Below are 19,215 nucleotides of genomic sequence, written 5' to 3' on the forward strand. Positions count from 1 at the left end.
TCAGGTCGGGGGCACCAGCCATTCGAGGTTGGTATCTGTCGCGTTTAACATATGATGCAGTTGCTCAATAATATCTGAAACGGCTGTATAGAGTTGCCAAGGTGGATTTATTCCCAGCATGCCAGAGCCATACATTCCAACCTCTGCATTTTTACTCGCTATCGATAATTCGGCTTTGAAAACGCCAGACTTAGCAAGTGGAGCAAGTTTTTGCAGCATTTTTTCCGACTGCCCGCTTTTAGCCTTCGCGCGCTTGGTAAGCAATGGATACCAGACTAAAATACAAGCATTTGGCCATTTGTGTAGAACTTGGCTTACCGTGGAAACAACCTTCTGATACTCATCCAGTAATTCATACGGGGGATCAATGATCACCATCCCTCGCCTTATCTTGGGTGGTGTTAGCCCTACAATGCCTTCAAAACCGTCGCGATGGTGAATATTGGCATTGCTAAGTTCTGCTAATCGCTTCAATTTATCAGCTTCTGATGCGTGCAGTTCAAAAAGGGTTAACTCGTCCTCTTCCCTAAGTGATTCCGCAATCAACACAGGAGAACCTGGTAATTGCTTATTCCTACCAAACTGTTCAATTAAGGTTTGATAACGAATGATACCATCAGCAAGTGATTGGTCATTCTTAAGCAAAGCGACACCAGTTTCGAACTCACGATTTTTTAAGACTTCTGCATCGTCATACGAATACACTCCAGCACCCGCATGCGTATCGAATACACAAAATGGCTTATTTTTTTGCTTAAATTGATGCACGGTTTCCAATAACAAAACGTGTTTTAAAACGTCTGCATGGTTACCGCTGTGAAAGGCGTGTTTATAACTTAACAATGTGGTTTCCAGCCATTTTTACCGTATTTAACCACCCTCAGCACTAGAGGTAAATAACCATATGAACATCACGATAAACAACGTTATCGAAAATAAAAAGGCCTGCATTCAATCGGCATTGAAAACAGGCCTTCAAACCATTCAACGGTAGTCCAAATGGATCAGTCGCGTTAATTCTTTGGACAGATCACTACCGTCATCGTAAATTCAATAGCATCATGGATGGTTGTTGCAAGTAAGCCATAAAGCAGTTGTTGAATTTAACCATTGTTGCACCATCTATGACGCGGTGATCCCCTGACCAGTTAACTTGCATTATATTGGCTGCAATTACATTACCCTGCTGATCAAACCGCGGCAATTGTTGGGTTTTACCTAGGGCTACTATCGCAACTTCAGGCTTGTTGATGACTGGAGTAGCAACCGTGCCACCGATAGCTCCAATATTGGAAATACTAATGCTACCGCCGGTTAAGTCTTGATTTGATAGTTTACCTTCTCGTGCACGCTCAATGATCTGGTTCATTTCATTGGCGATATCCTCAATCGACTTATCCTGCACACATTTAATATTAGGCACCAAAAGACCAATTTTGCTATCCACCGCAAAACCAATGTTATGATCAGCGAGATAGGTAAGCTCTGTTCCATCACTTGATAAACGACTATTAATGATTGGAAACTCATTCAACGCAAGAGATAGCGCCTTAATAAAGAAAGGCATAAACGATAGTTTAACACCTTTCTTTTCTAACGCCGGTTTTAACTGTGAACGCAACGCAATTAGCTGCCCCATGTCTAATTCATCACTGACAGTAAAGTGCGGAATAGTGCTAACCGAATCGACCATTTGCCGAGCCATTGCAGCTTGTATCCCTTTAACCTGAACAGTTGTATTAGAGCGCAAAGAACTTGCAACAGGGGTTTCTACCTTCGCTTGTTCAGCGACAGTTGTTATTGACGAATTATTAACGGCACCACTTAGGTCTTGCTTCAAGATACGGCCTTTTTTACCGCTCCCTGCAATGCTCGATAGATCAATATTTTGTTCACGCGCAATTCTACGAACAGCAGGACTGGCAAGAACTTTTCCAGGAATTGAAACGGGGGGCTCAAATGCCCCATCAGGAAACTTAGTATTACTATCAATCTTGCTGACAGGCGCAGGCACACTGTTTATCGTTTTATGTGTTTCTGTAGCGACCGGAGCAGCGCCAACCTCGAACGAGTCAGTTATAAGTGCGAATAACGGCGCGTGAACTTTCGCGATTTCACCTTCCTTGTGGTATTGCTTGCCAATGCTACCCGCTGTTTTCGCAGGAATTTCAACGACAGCCTTATCAGTCATAACTTCAACGATAGGTTGGTCTTCTTCAACAGCGTCACCTTCGGCGACTAGCCATTTAACGATCTCGCATTCAACGATACCCTCGCCTATATCGGGCAGGATAAAATCTTCACTCACCCCATTACCGCCCGCAGACACTTGTTGCTGTTTATTTTCTTCTGTTACAGGTTGAGTTTGTTCAGCAACCTCATTGCTTGTGTCTTCACTCATCGCGAACAATGGTGCGTGAACCTTAGCGATCTCACCCACTTTATAATAAAGCTTCTTAACTACGCCTGAATGCATGGCAGGGATCTGTACCGTTGCTTTATCAGTCATGACCTCTGCTACTGGCTGGTCTTCCTCAATGAAGTCACCTTCGCTCACCAACCATTCCAGCAATTCACACTCAACGATCCCCTCACCGATGTCAGGTAAAATAAAATCTTTACTCATTGCATTCGCCTCAGTAGTTCATTGTGCGCATAATGGCTTCGTAGGTTTTCAAGTGATCAGGCATATATTCCTTCTCATGGGCAAGCGGGTATGGTGTATCAAGACCACAAACCCTTGCAATCGGCGCTTCCAAATACAAGAAACACTTATCTTGAATTGTCGCGGCGACTTCACTAGCAAACCCGCCGGTTTGTGGAGCTTCATGATTGATCAGTAACCGGCCCGTTTTCATCACTGAAGCTGCAATGGTTTCAACGTCCCACGGGAGAATACTGCGCAAATCAATAACTTCACAGCTGACGCCGTCTTCTCGCGCCATCCCAGCAGCTTTCTCAATAACTTCCATCTGTGCGCCCCATGCTAAAAGAGTAATATCATTACCTTCTTCAACAACATCAGCTTTGCCCAATGGCAGTGTGTAATCTTCTTCGGGAACATCACTCACGGAAGCACGATACAAGCGCTTTGGCTCCATAAATAAGACCGGGTTATCATCGCGAATTGACGCCAGTAAAAGCCCCTTCGCTTGATATGGGTTCCGCGGTACAACAATTTTCATGCCCGGTGTATGCGCAAAATAGGCTTCCGGTGATTGTGAATGATACAAACCGCCAGCAATACCGCCGCCATAAGGGGTACGAATCGTTAACGAACCGCAGGTAAATTGGCCACCAGAACGGTAGCGGAACTTAGCTGTTTCATTAACAATTTGATCGAATGCTGGGAAAATATAGTCAGCGAATTGAATTTCAGCGATCGGATATGAACCCTGTGATGCTAACCCGTTAGCAAATCCAATGATCCCCTGCTCTGTTAATGGAGAGTTAAAGCAGCGCTGTTTACCAAATTTTTCTTGCAGATTACTTGTCGCTCTGAAAACGCCACCAAAGTGTCCAACGTCTTCACCAAAAACTACTACCTTCTCATTCCGTTCCATTTCCAAAATAAGGGCATTGTTGATGGCTTGCAAAAGATTCATTTTAGCCATTATTCAAACTCCTTTGCTGTTTTTGGATATGCATCTGGGTACTTCCGAATATGTGATTTTAGTGAATCTAATTGTTCTTTCAGATGCCACGGCACTTGGTCATAAACATCATTCACCATGTCGTCCAATGGGCATATGTCTACCTTTTCCGCTACTTTTACTGCGGCGAGGATTTCTTGTCGGGTTTCGGTCAAAAATGCGTCATGGGCTTTTTCATCATGCCAACCATTATCAATCACCCATTGCTTAAAGCGGTGAATTGGGTCCTTATCTCGCCATTTCGCTTCTTCTTCTTTCGAGCGGTAGCCGGTTGGATCGTCTGACGTGCTATGCGCTGCAAGTCGATAGGTCATAGCTTCGATTAGCACTGGACAGTTTTCGGCCAGCGCAATTTCACGTGCTTTTTCTGTCGCCGCGTATACTGCCAGAACATCATTGCCATCCACTCTTATCGTTTTGATACCATACCCAATGCCGCGTGATGCAATCCCATCACCGGCAAATTGTTCTTCTGCTGGGGTGGAAATCGCATACCCATTATTACGACAGAAAAATATGACTGGACAATTTAATACTGCGGCCATGTTCAAACCTGCATGAAAATCGCCCTCGGATGCCGCGCCTTCGCCAAAATAACAAATCGTAATTGCGTCATTACCCGCAAGACGTTGGCCGTATGCATATCCTGATGCTTGCGGGATCTGGGTACCTAATGGCGAAGAAATCGTCATAAAATTAAGCGCCTTATCACCATAATGGATAGGCATTTGACGACCTTTATTAGGGTCCAAACGATTACTAAACATTTGGTTCATGAATTGTTCGGTACGGTAGCCCCGATACGCTAGCGCCGCTTGCTCACGATACTGCGACATAATCATGTCTTGATCAGCAAGTGCAGCCGCACTGGCAGTCGTTGCAGCCTCTTCCCCTGTGCAAGCAAGATAAAAACTAATCCGACCTTGACGTTGCGCAGCAATCATTCGCTCATCTAGTAGTCGAATGTATTCCATTGTGCGCAATATTTTTACTGCTTTATCTTTTTCTATTTTAGGCGCTTCAGCCTTACTTATAACGCTACCTTGTTCATCCAAAATCTGTAGCATTGGAATATCAACGATGCCATTTGCGATGACGTTAAGCGTTTGAGTGGACGCCACGTTGGATAAATGGTTACGGTCGTTCATGGAAACTCCGCTGTATTTTTAGGTGTAGGGATAATGGAAGAATAGTACGCGAATCACCGAATGTCGGTGTTGCTTTTTACGTAACCTTCTCTGGATTCAACAATAATTATGTTTCTGAATTGTTAACAAAATCGGGATGATTATCCTACAAATTCAAAGTTGTGAAGATGCATTCTCATTTTGTCCGGATTTATGAAAAATTTAATTTCGTTCAGAGCAAAATTCATCAAATAAAACGTTGTATCAGTTGATAATTTATTACCTAAATTACATTACATATGTGAAATATTTGTGCTAGAACTATGTAATCGCCATTTTTTTGGCGTTTTCTTGAGTGAAAGTCTACATCGCTCAAAAAATAACAATAATCAACTCAATCCAGGGACATATTCCCATATCAGGAAGACGGAGGTTAACCTGTGAACCATAAAGTGACATTAGCTGTCTCAGCAGCGTTGATGTCGATGTCAGTTCATTCAGCGACAGAATTAGCGAATGCTAGTCAAGCTGGCTTCAACATCGACAGAAGCGCATTGAAAGCAGCCAGTCCCAAATCAATTAATAAGGGTGTTAGCTATACCAATTTTAATTTTGAAGAAAAATTTAAAATTGAAAAAGGGTTAGAGAACAAGCCTTACACCTATATCGTTCATTTTAACAATGCCCCAGTGGCGCTCTATGACGGTGGTGTAGAGGGATTAGAAGCGACCAGCCCAGGGGCATCTTTTGAACTTAAAGGTGTCAAATCAAACTCTTCAAAGTTGGATGTAAATTCACCAGAAGTCGTTGCGTATTCATCCTTTCTTGAACGAAACCAGAATGAAACCCTTGACGCCGTTACCGAGTTAGCAAGTAACGCTAAGCTGTTAGCACGTTATAAGTATGCGCTCAACGCTGCAGCGATAAGCTTAACTCCTTCAGAGGCAGAACAGGTAGCGAAATTACCGGGTGTAAAGTTTGTTGAAAGAGATCAACTTTTCACATTAGACACTGATACTGGACCTGGATTAATTGGCGCACCCGCTGTTTGGGATGGTAGCGCTCCTGATAATGGTGTGGGCGTAGCTGGTGAAGGCGTAGTAGTAGGTATAATCGATAGCGGTATTAATACTGATCACGATAGCTTTGCAGACATTTCTGGCGACGGCTATGACCATGAAAACCCGCTTGGTGAGGGGGTCTATTTGGGTGATTGTGCAGGCGATTTTGCGAGCCTCTGCAATGACAAACTAATTGGTGTGTACAGTTATCCAGTTATTACAGATAACTATGATGACACATCCGTTTTCCCACCTAACCTTCCAAAGAACGGTGAAGACTATGGCGGTCACGGTACTCACGTTGCCAGTACTGCTGCAGGAAACATCTTGTATGACGTCCCTGAGTCAACACCAGAGTTTGGTGCAGTGGAAAGTTCTGGCGTTCCAACTGGATTCGTCTTCGACCGAATTTCAGGTGTAGCTCCTCGAGCAAATATCATTTCATACCAAGTTTGTTTTGGTGGTAGAAGCCAAGCAGGAGATACTTATGGAGATTGCCCTGGTGCCGCAATTGCTGCTGGTATTGAATCGGCAATAGCTGATGGTGTAGATGTAATTAACTACTCTATAAGTGGCGGTGGTTTCTCATGGGGAAGTTCCACAGAGTTAGCTTACCTCTCAGCGCGAAATGCCGGTATTTTTGTTGCAACTTCTGCCGGTAACGGTGGCCCTGGTGCGTCAACCACTCCGAAGCATGCACCCTGGTACACTGCGGTTGCAGCTGCTGAGCATGGTCGATCAGTAGAGTATGCAAAATCTATTGGTACGTTCACTGGCGGTGATTCTGACCTTGCAGACATCGACGGAGTGAGTAATTCTGGTGGCATAACGGCGTCTATCGTATACGCTGGCGACTATGAAAATCCGAATTCGGATGACGACCCAGCGCAATGTCTTGAGCCATTCCCAGCTGGAACATTTAGCGGCGAAATCGTAGTTTGTGACCGTGGCTCAATCGCTCGAGTACAAAAAGCTGTTAATGTAGCCGATGGTGGCGCTGGTGGTTATGTTCTAGCCAATTTACAAGGCGGTGCAACCTCGCTTAACAGTGATGCGTATGTCATCCCAGGTATTCATATCAGTGCTGACGATGGTGATGCTTTAAAAGCTTGGTTGGCATCGGGCGAAGGTCATACTGCAACAATTGCTGCATCCAGCGGCGAGTTAGTGATAGACCCAAGTAGAGTTGATGTATTAGCTGGTTTCTCTTCAAAGGGACCTAGTACAACGATTTCAACACTTACTCCTACCATTACTGGTCCTGGCGTAAATATTTACGCGGCGTACGCCGATCAGCAATTTGGTCATGATGGACATGAACCTGCGGCCGGTGACTTTGATTACCTTTCAGGTACATCGATGAGCTCTCCTCACGTAGCGGGTGCAGCAGCACTAGTTAAAAGTGCTAAGCCTAATTGGTCACCTGATAATATCCGTTCAGCCTTAGCAATGACTGCCACACCGACTGTGATAAAAGAAGATGGTGTTACTCCTGGTGATTGGTTCGACATGGGTTCAGGTAGAGTTCAAGTTGATTTAGCGGTCCAAGCTGGATTAGTCATGGACGAAACCGCTCAAAACTACGTTAATGCTAATCCTAACGCTGGTGGTGAGCCTAGATCACTTAATATTCCAAGTGTTACCGATACCAACTGCGTTGGCGTATGTACATGGACTCGTACCGTTACAGCAACAAAAGATGGCAACTGGACGGCTGCTGGTGGTGCGATTTCTGATGGCGTTGTGGTTTCAGTCAGCCCTGAAACGTTCACGCTAGCTGCTGGTGAAAGCCAAGAGCTTGAAATTACTGTTGACGTATTCAACGCTGAAAGCGATGTATGGTCTTTCGGTATCGTTAACTTAACGTCAGACAGTTCACCTGATCTGCACTTACCAGTATCAGTAGTTGCGTCTTTGGGTAATATCCCTGATACGCTAGAGATGGAAGCAAAACGTAACCAAGATTCTTTCCTAGTAACTGATTTGCTATCTGTTGAAATCACTGATTTCACTGCCACCTCATTTGGTTTGACCAAAGCTACTGTAGTGGAAGGCAGTGTTGCGCAGGATAGTAATAACTCGTCTATCTTGGATGACCTTGAAGACGGCTTGTTCATTACCACTGTTGACGTGCCTGAAGGTGCCAAACGTTTGTTTGCCAGTACTTCAGATTCGACTTCACCAGACCTCGACTTGTTCGTAGTTATCGACCGCAACGCGGACGGTATTCCTACGGGTGATGAAGTTGTTGGTGTAAGTGCGACAGCAAGTGCAGATGAATTGGTTGACTTGATGGAACCAGAAGCTGGTTTCTATTGGTTGATTGTTCAAAACTGGGCTGCTTCAAGCGAAGATGCTGAAGATACTTTCAACCTGAACTATGCGATGGTTGACGGTGAAGTTGGCGACAACCTAATGGTTGATGGACCAAGCACTGTGCCTGGTTTAACGCCATTCGAAATGCGATTGACGTGGGATCTAGCCGATGGTGCTGAAGGCGATATGTACTTCGGTGCAATTGAACTGGGTACATCTGCAGACAACGCAGGTAACCTAGGTCTAATCGGTGTTGATCTCTATCGTGGTCAAGATGATGTGTACGTTATCAGTTCACAAGAAGACCGCGCAGAACCAGGTGACACCGTACCGTTTACTGTTGCAGTAGCGCCTAACTTCACACCAGAAGATCGCGATTATCAGGTATCAGTAACTCTTCCTGAAGGTGTTAGCCTGGTTGACGGCAGTACCTCTGCAGTAGTCGATGGTGATACCCTAACGTGGATGGTTTCACAACCTTCATTGTTTGGTCAGGAACCGACTTACCGTATAACTACGAATGACAGTGATGCAATGTGTGCCAGCCCATTTGGCGGTTACCTTGACTTAGCCGCTCTAGGTATTAACTTAGATCCGTCGATCGATGGAAACGCACAGTTCCCAACCTACTCGCTTGGCTTTAACTATCTTGGTTCGCCAATGACTGGATTTGGTGTATCTGACGATGGCTTTATTACATTGGATAGCAATCCTGGTGCAAACCCGTTTGTAAACCAATTATTGCCTGATTCAGAAGCGCCGAATGGTGTGATGGCTCCACTTTGGAGAAACATGCAATTCAATCTAGCTGCTGACTCTGGTTTAACCGTGGCGTCTAACTCTTCATTTATTATTGTTGAGTGGGACAACATGGAAACTCGCTGGACATCTGGTGGTGTTCCAGTTGGCGATAAAGCTGACTTCCAAGTTGTTATTACCCGCGCTGGTGGTGGTGGCCAAATCCCTGATATTACTTATGTTTATACAGATGTAGTACACGGTTTTGGTGACATCATTCCTACTACTGTAGGTTATGAAAGCACTACTGGTACTTCAGGTGGCACAGGCCTCTACTCTCCATATGACTTTGATTCATCGAAGCGTATCGGCAGCATAGTGGCAAGTGTTCAAGACGAATTTGCCGTATGTATGTGGTTAGAAGATGTTCCAGATGACCCTACTATGCTCTCGTTTGAAGTCGCTGTTGACGCAGATAATGCAGGTGGACCTATCCAGATGATGGCTATGTCTCAAGTATTCAAAGGTGGTACTGAAGAAGCATTCCCAGGTACAACATCTGTGGCGACTGAACTGTTCGATGATATTCAGGTAGAAGGTCCTCCTGTTGCACTTATCGATGGTATGGTTGTTGCCGACCTTTCAGTAGTTGAGCTTACTGAGCTGGATCTACCTGGAACTGTAACTGAGCCAAATGGTGATGAAGTAGAGATCTTGTGGAAGCAAGTATCTGGCCCTGCTGCTGTGATTGCTGGTAATGGTTTAGCAGAAGCTATCCTTATGGCTCCAGAAGTTACCGAAGACTCAATGGTAGTACTTGAAATGACTGCCACTGATTCTAATGGTAACTCCGTGACAGCAACTGCAAACGTTATGGTTATGAATAACCTACCGCCTGAAATTGCTGTAAGTGCTCCTACATCTGTTGTTGAAGGCGATACTATCCGTGTGACGGTATCTACTACAGACAACGAAGGTGACGCGGTTACAGTAACCATTAATGGTGTTGAAGGAACGACATACACTACTGTTGCCCCAGCGACCAACTCTGATACCTCAGTATCGTTCGAAGTAGTTGCAACAGATGGTCTAAATACAACAACTGAAGTGGTTTCTGTTCAAGTACGTAATAAGAAAGCTGGTAGCATGGGTTGGATTGCCCTACTCCTTGTGCCAGTCGTTTGGTTACGTAGAAGAAAGACGACTCACTAATCACTTACGTGATTAATTAGGAAGGGGCCACAGATTGTGGCCCTTTTTTTATGACCGGCATTAAAACCCCTATTTCCCTGGATTTTTGCATTAATGAGCCCTACATATTATTGAGGGCACGAGAGATTAGTCATACTCTAAAGTAAGTCTTTCTTACTCCGTGATTCATCAAAACAGTCATAACATTATTTGTAGAAAAGTATGAGGCAGATTTTTAAGGGGTTCTGGTAAATTTATTTACCCGAATCGTTTGAGCTATTGTCGTTAAACATTCATGTGGCGTTTAAAGATATCTTCATTTGAAATCGATGTTCTTTGGCAATTCACCTTCCACTGCAGAAACAGGAGTGGCATTATAAACGTATCAAAATCTATACGCAGGTATACCTTTGGGCATTTAACCCTGACGAACGAGGAGCTTTAATAAGTATTGAATTAAGGGGATGCTCATGTTGAAAATAGCTAAAACCGTTCTATCAAGCGCATTAATTGGTGTGTTATTCAGTGCAGCTGCTAATGCAAGCTCAGGCTCCATCGACACAAATACGTGCCAAGTTGGGAATCCAAGTGCCAATCTTGCTGTACAGAAAAAAGCAAGGGGGATCGCCAACGAAGTAAAATCCTCAATCGTGAAATCCAATCGCTATTGTTTATCTGCGCAACACGCAAATTCACAGATTGAGAACGGCACCCTCTTCGTTAAACGGTTGCCACAAACAACAGTGGTTGGGTCTGATCTTATTGGAAACTCCGCGGTCGGCCAGTGATTTTATTTCGCTAGAAGTATTAAGAAAAAAGGTTCCTTCGGAACCTTTTTTTGTTTTTCTATCACTGTCTTTATTACTTCTTGGTAATTAACCAAAGCGCGTGGATCACTCCGGGTATGTACCCCAGGATACACAATAAGATATTAATCAAAAAGTCCTTGCCTAGACCGTGCTTGATCAAAACAGCTACAAACGGTAGTAAAAGACACAAAATTATCATCACTAATTGATTCATTCGATTTCCTCGTTATAGTTTTTTACATTCCCAAATTGTAGTTTCATCCAAGCCTGAACATTTGTACATAAATTTTATCAAACGCCATTTTTTATGCCGCTAAAAATTGTTATGTCAGTTAATCAATCGTACTACTAGGATTTCGCAACTTTCAATTGTTGCTTATCACCTTCAGATAAAAACGCAGCCTCTAAGGCATTGAGTTGAATACGATCCAAGTCTTCTTGACTCAGGCCAATCGTTTCTTTAGCAACTTTATATTCATTAGCTAAATCAATCGCAGAAACGCCAGGATCATCAGTGTTGATAGTGACTAACAAACCATGCTCAAAGAATGTTTTCATTGGATGGTTAGCAATATCAACGTATGTGGAGGTTTGATAATTAGAGGTTGGGCAAGATTCAATCGCGATGCACTTGTTGGCTAGTTCGGCCATTAATTGCTCATCTTTAATGGCGGCAACGCCATGTCCGATGCGTTCAGCGCCCAACAAATCTATGGCGCGGCGAATACTGCTGGGTCCGTCAGCCTCACCGGCATGAACGGTAATCCGCCAATCAGCTTTACGTGCTGCAGCAAAGTGTTGCTCAAATAACTCTGCCGGATAACCTAACTCATCACCGGCCAAATCGAGTGCTGTGACATGCTGTTTATGGGCTAATAAACCATCTAATTCATACTGACACTTTTCCTGCCCGAAGGTGCGACTTAGGATGCCTATAAGATTTGCTTTCACTCCTGTTGCTTTAACACCATCTTGCACACCTTGTATAACCGCCTCAGTCACAGCGCCTGGAGACAGATTATGGTTCATGCCCATATAGTAGGGAGAGAATCGCAGTTCGACGTAATCTAAGCCTTCTTGTTGTGCATCTAACATATTTTCAAAAGCAACACGATAACATGCGTCTACATCAGCAAGTACCGAAACACCATAATCAAGTTTTTGCAAAAAGGCTAACAAATCGCTTGTCTTGTCCAATATTTGGACGTGTGGAATAAGCGCTTCAATCGATTGTGCTGGCAGAGTAACACCGTGTTGAAGCCCCAAATCCAAGATAGTGTCTGGGCGAATATTCCCGTCCAGATGGCGGTGCAAATCGATTACGGGTAAAGACGGGTTGAACATAGGGATCCTTTTAATTGCTATTAGAACTCTAAACTACCAGACGATTAAGTAAATTGCATGCTTTGGAAAATGACCTTTTTCACGTAAAATGCCGGCTTTGAAAAAAACGCAAAGTACTATGAGTAAAACCGACACACTATTTTCGCAACCACTTAATAAGGTCGAAGATTTTAGTTTTGATGACCAAGTGGCTGATGTATTTCCGGATATGATTTCCCGTTCGGTGCCTGGTTACGATAATATTTTGCGCATCATTGAACAATTAAGTGAGCGTTTTGCTAAACCTAACTCACGCATTTACGATTTAGGTTGTTCACTTGGCGCTGCTAGTCTCGCTGCAGCACACGGTAGTCGCCACCAAAATGAAATCTATGCAATAGACAACTCTGCTGCCATGCTACAGCGTTGTCAACGCTACATAAGACAATTTTCACATGCGGCGCATATCAGTCTATTTGAAAATGACATAACGGAAATTGAGATTTCCAATGCGTGTATGGTGATCATGAACTTCACCCTACAATTCGTGCCATTAGCCAAGCGGGACGAACTGATCAAGCGGATATATGCTGGGCTCGAGTGTGGCGGTATTTTAGTACTTAGCGAAAAGATTAAGCATCCTCAACCTGATGCTGATGCGCTCTTAATCGATCTTCACCATCAGTTTAAAAGAACCAATGGTTACAGTGAGTTAGAAATTAGCCAAAAACGCGCTGCTCTGGAAAATGTCATGCAACTCAATACGTTAGAAGAACATCAAGCGCGTTTAACCCGTGCAGGGTTTAGCGCGGTGACTGTCACACAGCAGCAATATAACTTCTGCTCTATGGTGGCAATAAAGTGATGAAAACTCCACAAGACTGGTTTAATGCGTGTTATCACGACATTATTGGTTCGTCGGTAGACGCATGGATGACTCAACTACCTGGGCAACTACAGCAATGGATTAACTCTCACCGCAGTGAAGAGGTTATAAAGCTCAGTCGGCTCATTAACCAGTTGCCCGAGATTAATCCAAGCGTAACAGACATTAAACATGAAGTAACAATTGGCCAGCACAGCGATTTAAATGAACAGGATAGAAACCGAGTTCATTCGTTATTGAAAAAATTCATGCCCTGGCGTAAAGGACCATTTAATGTTTGCGATATTCATATTGACACCGAGTGGCGTTCAGACTGGAAGTGGGATCGTGTTATTCCACATATCGCAGATTTAAACAACAAGACGGTTTTAGATGTAGGTTGTGGCAGTGGATACCACCTTTGGCGCATGTTAGGAGCCAACGCAAAGCTAGTTATTGGTATCGATCCAACACCGCTTTTTTTAGCGCAGTTTTACGCTATCAAACACTTTTACGGGGATGCGCCTATCCACATGCTGCCTCTTGGGATCGAGGAAATGCCTGTTTTAAATGGGTTTGACAGCGTATTTTCGATGGGTGTTTTGTATCATCGCCGCGATCCCATCGCATTTCTAACCGAACTCAAGAACCAACTCAAATCTGGCGGTCAACTTATTTTAGAAACCTTAATAGTCGAAGGTAATGCTGATACGGTGCTTATGCCAACTGATCGTTATGCACAAATGCGAAATGTTTGGTTTTTACCTAGTAATGAAGCACTAAAACGCTGGTTATCTCGGTTAGGTTTTATTGATATTCACGTAGTTGATACAAATCTTACTAGCCTTGATGAACAGCGTAAAACTGAGTGGATGCAAAACCAATCACTGAGTGATTTTCTTGACCCCACTGATAGCACCAAAACGATAGAAGGCTACCCTGCTCCATTACGTTCAGTGATTGTTGCCACTAAACGCTAAGCGCTCTGACCTACAGCGGCATTGGTCAATAAGGAACACTCATGTCAGTTCCAAATTACTCACCAATGCGCAGAACAATCAACATTCCCAGACTAGTTAGCTATATCAATAAAGCCAAGTTATACGAACTGTAAGCCCTGCGGAATCAAAAAGTCTAATACTGAAATAATCGTTTCGGACATACACTGGCTCTATACTCGAGACTATCTTGCCAGAAGGATCCGAGCATTTGCCTTTATTGGCACAGTAGTTGTTTATACTTATGCAATACGTTTTACAATTACTGCCAAGATTAAGGTTATGTATGGACTACAGCGGTTTTTTAGAATCAAACTTGTTGTCACATGATTACCTAGCGTTTGCACAAAAATGGTTCAACCCTCTCGGAGATGCCATTGCTATGCACTGCGATGGTGCAAGAAAACCTTTTTACGTTGGAATAAATGGTGCACAGGGATCCGGGAAATCGACGCTGGCACAATACCTAACCTTATACCTTCAACAAGGCAAAGGCCTTAACACCGTTACATTATCATTGGATGATTTTTATCTATCCAAAACAGACCGCATGGCGCTGGCGGTAAAAGTACATCCATTACTTAAAACACGAGGCGTGCCTGGTACTCACGATATTTCACTGTTAGCTAAGACACTTCAACAGCTTGGTGAGTATGGTACGGTATCAATACCTCGATTTAATAAAGCCACCGACGATCCGTTCTCTGTACTCGATTGGCCTGTGGTTAATGCACCCGTCGACGTAGTGCTATTTGAAGGTTGGTGTTGGGGGGCTGAACCGCAAGAAACGACGGCTTTAGCTTTAGCGGTAAATGAGCTTGAACACAATGAAGATGGACTTGGTGTTTGGCGCGAATATTCCAATGCAGCGTTACGCAACCATTACGTGCCTTTACAGAAGTTAATGAATTATTGGGTCATGTTAAAAGCGCCCAATTTTGACTGTGTCGTAAAATGGCGCATCGAGCAGGAAGCTAAGCTCAGAAAAATGCAAAGTGATCTAGCACAAGCTCAAGGGCTAATGAACGACGAGGAAATAGTTCGCTTTGTTAGTTATTTTGAGCGCATAACTAAGCATATATTGCAAACCCTACCGGCTAAAACAAACTGTCTTTTTGAATTAGACAATCAGCGTAACATTACTAAAGTCATGGCAGAGTATTTGTAATGATCACGCCATATCTGATATTCACCGATTTGGATGGAACCTTGCTTGACCATTACTCTTATGAGAGTGAGTCGGCTCTCCCTATGCTACAAGTACTAAAAGCACGTGATATTCCTGTAATAATCAATACCAGTAAAACTTTTTTCGAGGTCATTGATATCGCGGAACAGTTGGCATTAAATGCGCCGCTTATCACGGAAAATGGCGCCGCTTGCTATTTTCCTAATGCTATTGCTGAAGAACTCAATTCCTCCCAGCTAGAGCATTCGCCTCATCAGGGTTTTATGCGCAAAGTGTTTACCCACCCACACCAGCATTGGGTTGGTTTGTTAAATCGCGTGGCTGGAAATTATAAAGGGTGTTTCAAAAGCTTTAGCACGCTTGGTATTAATGGTATTCAAGAGCTAACAGGCTTAACACGTAAAAACGCAAGTAAAGCTGCGCAACGAGAATTTGGTGAACCGGTAGCATGGTTAGGTAACGATGAGCAGAAACACCGATTCATCAAACAGCTTGAATCAATGGGAGCAAGTCCGGTAGAGGGCGGCCGATTTATCCATATTTGCGGCGATTGCAATAAGGGGATGGCAATGCAATGGCTAACAAAGCTATATGCTGACCATCTTGACTCTGAACCAACCACAGTCGCATTAGGCGATGGAAAGAACGATATTGCTATGCTCGAAAAAGCTGATATTGCCGTTCGAGTCCTTTCTCCCGTGCACACGCCCCCTGCACTAACCCGATCAGATCGGGTTTACACCACACAAGCGTTTGGCCCTGCAGGTTGGGCTGAAGCACTTAGTAAACTTTTAACGCTCGACTAATTCTGGAGTACCTATGGCTGACTTTTATCAAAACGGTATCGTAACAACATTGCATAACTTGTCTGAGCGTCCAGTAGAAGCGCTTGAAGCTGAACTTATGGAGTTCGGTAAAAAGCGTCCAATGGCACTTATCTTACCCTCACTCTTTTCAGAGCTCGAAGGAGATGCTTTACCGACCATTGTGGATCACTTATGTGAAGTGCCTTACTTGAATGAAATCGTGATTGGGCTGGATCGGGCCAGCCAATCTCAATATGAACACGCGCTTAAGTTTTTTGGTAAGTTGCCACAGCATCACCGTATCCTTTGGAATGATGGTCCGCGCTTGAAAGCGCTCGATGAAGAACTGCAGGCGCTATCCCTAGCGCCCAAGGAAATGGGCAAAGGTCGCAATGTCTGGTATTGCATGGGCTATATTCTCGCTTCAGGTAAATCTGAAAGTGTCGCGTTGCATGATTGCGATATATTGACTTATGACAGAGCCCTACTCGCTCGGTTAATTTATCCGGTCGCCAATCCGCAATTTAACTACGAATTCTGTAAAGGCTACTATGCCCGTGTCGCGAACGGCAAAATCAATGGCCGCGTCTCTCGTTTGTTAGTAACGCCGTTGATCCGAGCCTTGCAGAGAACCTGTGGTTACAATGAATATCTACAATTCATGGATAGTTTTCGCTATCCGTTAGCCGGCGAGTTCTCTTTCCGCCGCGATGTACTAAATGATATTCGCATTCCCAGTGACTGGGGTTTAGAAATTGGTGTGTTGTCTGAAATGCATCGCAATTACAATCACAACCGATTGTGTCAGGCTGATATCGCGAGAGTTTATGATCATAAGCATCAAGATCTTAGTTTAAACAACGATGCCGGTGGATTATCCAAAATGTCCATCGATATCACTAAAGCCTTATTCAGAAAGCTGGCTACTCAAGGGCATACGTTTAGTACTGAAATGTTCCGTTCAATCAAAGCGACCTATTTTAGAATTGCCCTCGATTTTATAGAAACTTATCACAATGATGCAGTAATGAATGGACTTAAACTGGATATCCACAATGAAGAAAAAGCGGTGGAGATGTTTGCCCAAAACATTATGAAAGCGGGCCAAAGCTTTCTTGAAAATCCAATGGAAACACCGTTTATTCCAAGTTGGAACCGCGTAAATAGTGCGATGCCTGATGTGTTCCCACGCCTGAAAGAAGCCGTAGAACTCGACGCAAAAGAATTTGGAGCCTAGTCATGACTGACGCAATCGCGGTTTTAAAAGACAAAGTTGTACATCATCTCGCGTGTATCTACGACCAAGTTGACGCGGTTTCTGACTACGCAGCATTAGCGGACCAGTTGATTGCAACAATGGGAATAACGACTGTCGAGCCACCGTATCTACCAGAGGCCCATCGCAACCTCTGGAATGAGCAAGACATAATGATGATCACCTACGGCGATAGTATTATTGAAGAAGGTGCTCAACCGCTTAAAACGCTGCACAAATTTCTGCAGCGATATTGTGTTAATAGCATAAATAAAGTGCATATATTACCGTTTTATCCGTACAGTTCAGATGATGGGTTTTCGGTTATCGACTACTCTACGGTCAACCAAGCACTGGGCGATTGGCATGATATCAATGACTTGGCTGATCACTATGGCTTAATGTTTGATCTGGTCATTAACCATTGCTCTGCGCGCAGTATGTGGTTTGAAAACTTTATTAAAGGCGAAGGTGTAGGTCATGACTTTTTCTACACCGCCCAGCTAGAAGATGACCTTTCCAAAGTCGTGAGACCACGCACGTCTCCCCTGTTACGTGAGACTGAAACACCACGTGGACTCGAACATGTATGGTGCACCTTTTCGCACGATCAGGTCGACTTCGATTTTCGTAACCCTGCCGTCTTAACTACCTTTGTTGCCATTATTCGTGACTATCTGCAACAAGGAGCCACGCTTTTCCGGCTTGATGCGGTGGCGTTTTTATGGAAGCAGATTGGTACAAGCTGCATTAACTTACCGCAAACTCATGAAGTGATTCGTTTACTCAGAACATTAATTGAGAACCGTGCCCCCAACGCAATCATTATTACCGAAACCAATATCCCAAACCGAGAGAATCTGACCTATTTTGGTAACGCTAATGAAGCTCACGCAATTTATAATTTTTCCTTGCCACCACTACTTGTTAATACATTGGTAACTGGTGACTGTCGTTACTTGAAGGGATGGCTGATGACCATGCCTCCAGCACAAAATGGTACGACCTACTTTAACTTTATTGCATCGCATGATGGGATTGGATTGCGTCCAGCTGAGGGTCTGCTGACGGATTTGGAAATAGCGTCATTGGTGCAAACCATGCAAAACTTTGGTGGTCGAGTCAGTTGGCGCACATCCGATATGGGCCAACAAAAACCTTATGAAATAAACATTACCCTGTTTGATGCGCTCCAAGGTACAGTTAAAGGACCGGATCGCTACCAAATAGATCGCTTCATTTGTGCCCATGCCATCATGCTTGGTTTAGAGGGCATTCCTGGGATTTACATACACAGTCTCATCGCCACATCGAACGATTATGAAAAGGTCGAGCATACCGGCCAGAATCGCTCAATCAATCGACGCCGCTGGCAATTCAATGAACTTGAAGCATTACTGGATGATCCAAAAACCCAGCACCATAAAGTTCTAACCAGACTATCGCAACTAATTCGGATCCGGAAGGCACAACCCGCTTTTCACCCCAACGCAACCCAATTTACTTTGCAGTTAGGAGATCAAATATTTGGCTATTGGCGGCAAAGTCTTAAACGGCATCAAAGTATCTTTTGTATTTCAAATGTCTCTGATAAGCCACAAACGATTGCCCTATCAGATATTAACTTGATAGGCACGGACAATTGGATTGACCTGATCACTGGTGACTCAATTAATCTGGCAGATGTGATGTTAAACCTAGCACCCTATCAAACAGTCTGGATCAGCAATCATCAAGAGTTTGTTTAAGCAATCTGTGGCAATTCATTTTATTCAAACGATAAACGAGTAGAGCTTGCTCAGAATACGTCTATCGATTTAATGAGTGCTATCCGCTAGACTGCGCAGATACTGTAGTTTTATGAAACGTAACCAGTGCTGCACA

General features: G+C 43.9%; 14 protein-coding genes. 8 read left to right on the top strand and 6 right to left on the bottom strand.

The genetic code is table 11. From position 1 onward, the window contains the following. The 4 genes from CSH92_RS09625 to CSH92_RS09640 form a co-directional block, all read right to left on the bottom strand. Positions 1 to 843, bottom strand: coding sequence for a 23S rRNA (adenine(2030)-N(6))-methyltransferase RlmJ (locus CSH92_RS09625; RefSeq protein WP_164084703.1), 843 nt, complete (start codon positions 841 to 843; stop codon positions 1 to 3). Positions 844 to 1,039: 196 nt separating this feature from the next. Next, a complete protein-coding gene (locus CSH92_RS09630) occupies positions 1,040 to 2,626 on the bottom strand; it encodes a dihydrolipoyllysine-residue acetyltransferase (protein WP_100657371.1) in 1,587 nt (528 codons plus the stop codon). A gap of 10 nt (positions 2,627 to 2,636) precedes the next feature. Continuing rightward, positions 2,637 to 3,614, bottom strand: a complete 978-nt coding sequence (locus tag CSH92_RS09635) for an alpha-ketoacid dehydrogenase subunit beta (protein WP_100657372.1) — start codon at positions 3,612 to 3,614, stop codon at positions 2,637 to 2,639. After that, a complete protein-coding gene (locus tag CSH92_RS09640; RefSeq protein WP_100657373.1) occupies positions 3,614 to 4,801 on the bottom strand; it encodes a thiamine pyrophosphate-dependent dehydrogenase E1 component subunit alpha in 1,188 nt (395 codons plus the stop codon). Before CSH92_RS09640 ends, CSH92_RS09635 begins: the two co-directional genes overlap by 1 nt. Before the next feature lie 419 nt (positions 4,802 to 5,220). On the opposite strand from CSH92_RS09640, the gene CSH92_RS17330 reads away from it, so the two are divergent. Together CSH92_RS17330 and CSH92_RS09650 are read left to right on the top strand one after the other, a co-directional pair. After that, positions 5,221 to 10,107 carry a S8 family serine peptidase gene (locus CSH92_RS17330; protein WP_100657374.1) on the top strand — a complete coding sequence of 1,629 codons (4,887 nt, stop codon included), beginning with the start codon at positions 5,221 to 5,223 and terminating at the stop codon, positions 10,105 to 10,107. 449 nt (positions 10,108 to 10,556) lie between these two features. Then, on the top strand, positions 10,557 to 10,874 hold the full coding sequence (locus CSH92_RS09650) for a hypothetical protein (RefSeq protein WP_100657375.1): 318 nt from the start codon (positions 10,557 to 10,559) through the stop codon (positions 10,872 to 10,874). Positions 10,875 to 10,947: 73 nt separating this feature from the next. Here CSH92_RS09650 and CSH92_RS09655 read toward each other — a convergent pair whose 3' ends face one another. Both CSH92_RS09655 and add read right to left on the bottom strand, forming a co-directional pair. Further along, complete coding sequence (locus tag CSH92_RS09655; protein ID WP_100657376.1) at positions 10,948 to 11,109, bottom strand: YqaE/Pmp3 family membrane protein; 162 nt, start codon at positions 11,107 to 11,109, stop codon at positions 10,948 to 10,950. 134 nt (positions 11,110 to 11,243) lie between these two features. After that, positions 11,244 to 12,239 (bottom strand): adenosine deaminase, encoded by a 996-nt coding sequence (add, locus tag CSH92_RS09660; RefSeq protein ID WP_100657377.1) that lies wholly within the window; start codon positions 12,237 to 12,239, stop codon positions 11,244 to 11,246. Positions 12,240 to 12,357: 118 nt separating this feature from the next. Between add and cmoA the strand changes: the two genes are divergently transcribed. The 6 genes from cmoA to CSH92_RS09690 all read left to right on the top strand — a co-directional run bounded on the left by cmoA (position 12,358) and on the right by CSH92_RS09690 (position 19,079). Then, the gene (gene cmoA / locus CSH92_RS09665) at positions 12,358 to 13,083 is read left to right on the top strand and encodes a carboxy-S-adenosyl-L-methionine synthase CmoA (protein ID WP_100657511.1); all 726 of its coding nucleotides are present in this window, start codon (positions 12,358 to 12,360) and stop codon (positions 13,081 to 13,083) included. Next, positions 13,083 to 14,063, top strand: a complete 981-nt coding sequence (cmoB, locus tag CSH92_RS09670) for a tRNA 5-methoxyuridine(34)/uridine 5-oxyacetic acid(34) synthase CmoB (protein WP_100657378.1) — start codon at positions 13,083 to 13,085, stop codon at positions 14,061 to 14,063. Before cmoA ends, cmoB begins: the two co-directional genes overlap by 1 nt. 304 nt (positions 14,064 to 14,367) lie before the next feature. Further along, positions 14,368 to 15,249, top strand: coding sequence for a kinase (locus CSH92_RS09675; RefSeq protein WP_100657379.1), 882 nt, complete (start codon positions 14,368 to 14,370; stop codon positions 15,247 to 15,249). Then, a complete protein-coding gene (locus CSH92_RS09680) occupies positions 15,249 to 16,076 on the top strand; it encodes an HAD-IIB family hydrolase (RefSeq protein WP_100657380.1) in 828 nt (275 codons plus the stop codon). Before CSH92_RS09675 ends, CSH92_RS09680 begins: the two co-directional genes overlap by 1 nt. A gap of 13 nt (positions 16,077 to 16,089) precedes the next feature. Next, a complete protein-coding gene (locus CSH92_RS09685) occupies positions 16,090 to 17,313 on the top strand; it encodes a glycosyltransferase family protein (RefSeq protein ID WP_100657381.1) in 1,224 nt (407 codons plus the stop codon). A gap of 2 nt (positions 17,314 to 17,315) precedes the next feature. Further along, positions 17,316 to 19,079, top strand: coding sequence for a sugar phosphorylase (locus CSH92_RS09690; protein WP_100657382.1), 1,764 nt, complete (start codon positions 17,316 to 17,318; stop codon positions 19,077 to 19,079). The last annotated feature ends 136 nt before the right edge of the window (positions 19,080 to 19,215 follow it).

The sequence above is a fragment of the Neoalteromonas flava genome, from assembly GCF_002807685.1.
GTDB lineage: Bacteria > Pseudomonadota > Gammaproteobacteria > Enterobacterales > Alteromonadaceae > Alteromonas_E > Alteromonas_E flava.

What these genes read in the sequence shown, in the direction of transcription:
- CSH92_RS09630 (WP_100657371.1), bottom strand. Translation starts at nt 2,626, where the DNA reads ATGAGTAAAGATTTTATTTTACCTGACATCGGTGAGGGGATCGTTGAG.
- CSH92_RS09635 (WP_100657372.1), bottom strand. Translation starts at nt 3,614, where the DNA reads ATGGCTAAAATGAATCTTTTGCAAGCCATCAACAATGCCCTTATTTTG.
- CSH92_RS09640 (WP_100657373.1), bottom strand. Translation starts at nt 4,801, where the DNA reads ATGAACGACCGTAACCATTTATCCAACGTGGCGTCCACTCAAACGCTT.
- CSH92_RS09650 (WP_100657375.1), top strand. Translation starts at nt 10,557, where the DNA reads ATGTTGAAAATAGCTAAAACCGTTCTATCAAGCGCATTAATTGGTGTG.
- CSH92_RS09655 (WP_100657376.1), bottom strand. Translation starts at nt 11,109, where the DNA reads ATGAATCAATTAGTGATGATAATTTTGTGTCTTTTACTACCGTTTGTA.
- add (WP_100657377.1), bottom strand. Translation starts at nt 12,239, where the DNA reads ATGTTCAACCCGTCTTTACCCGTAATCGATTTGCACCGCCATCTGGAC.
- cmoA (WP_100657511.1), top strand. Translation starts at nt 12,358, where the DNA reads ATGAGTAAAACCGACACACTATTTTCGCAACCACTTAATAAGGTCGAA.
- cmoB (WP_100657378.1), top strand. Translation starts at nt 13,083, where the DNA reads ATGAAAACTCCACAAGACTGGTTTAATGCGTGTTATCACGACATTATT.
- CSH92_RS09675 (WP_100657379.1), top strand. Translation starts at nt 14,368, where the DNA reads ATGGACTACAGCGGTTTTTTAGAATCAAACTTGTTGTCACATGATTAC.
- CSH92_RS09680 (WP_100657380.1), top strand. Translation starts at nt 15,249, where the DNA reads ATGATCACGCCATATCTGATATTCACCGATTTGGATGGAACCTTGCTT.
- CSH92_RS09685 (WP_100657381.1), top strand. Translation starts at nt 16,090, where the DNA reads ATGGCTGACTTTTATCAAAACGGTATCGTAACAACATTGCATAACTTG.
- CSH92_RS09690 (WP_100657382.1), top strand. Translation starts at nt 17,316, where the DNA reads ATGACTGACGCAATCGCGGTTTTAAAAGACAAAGTTGTACATCATCTC.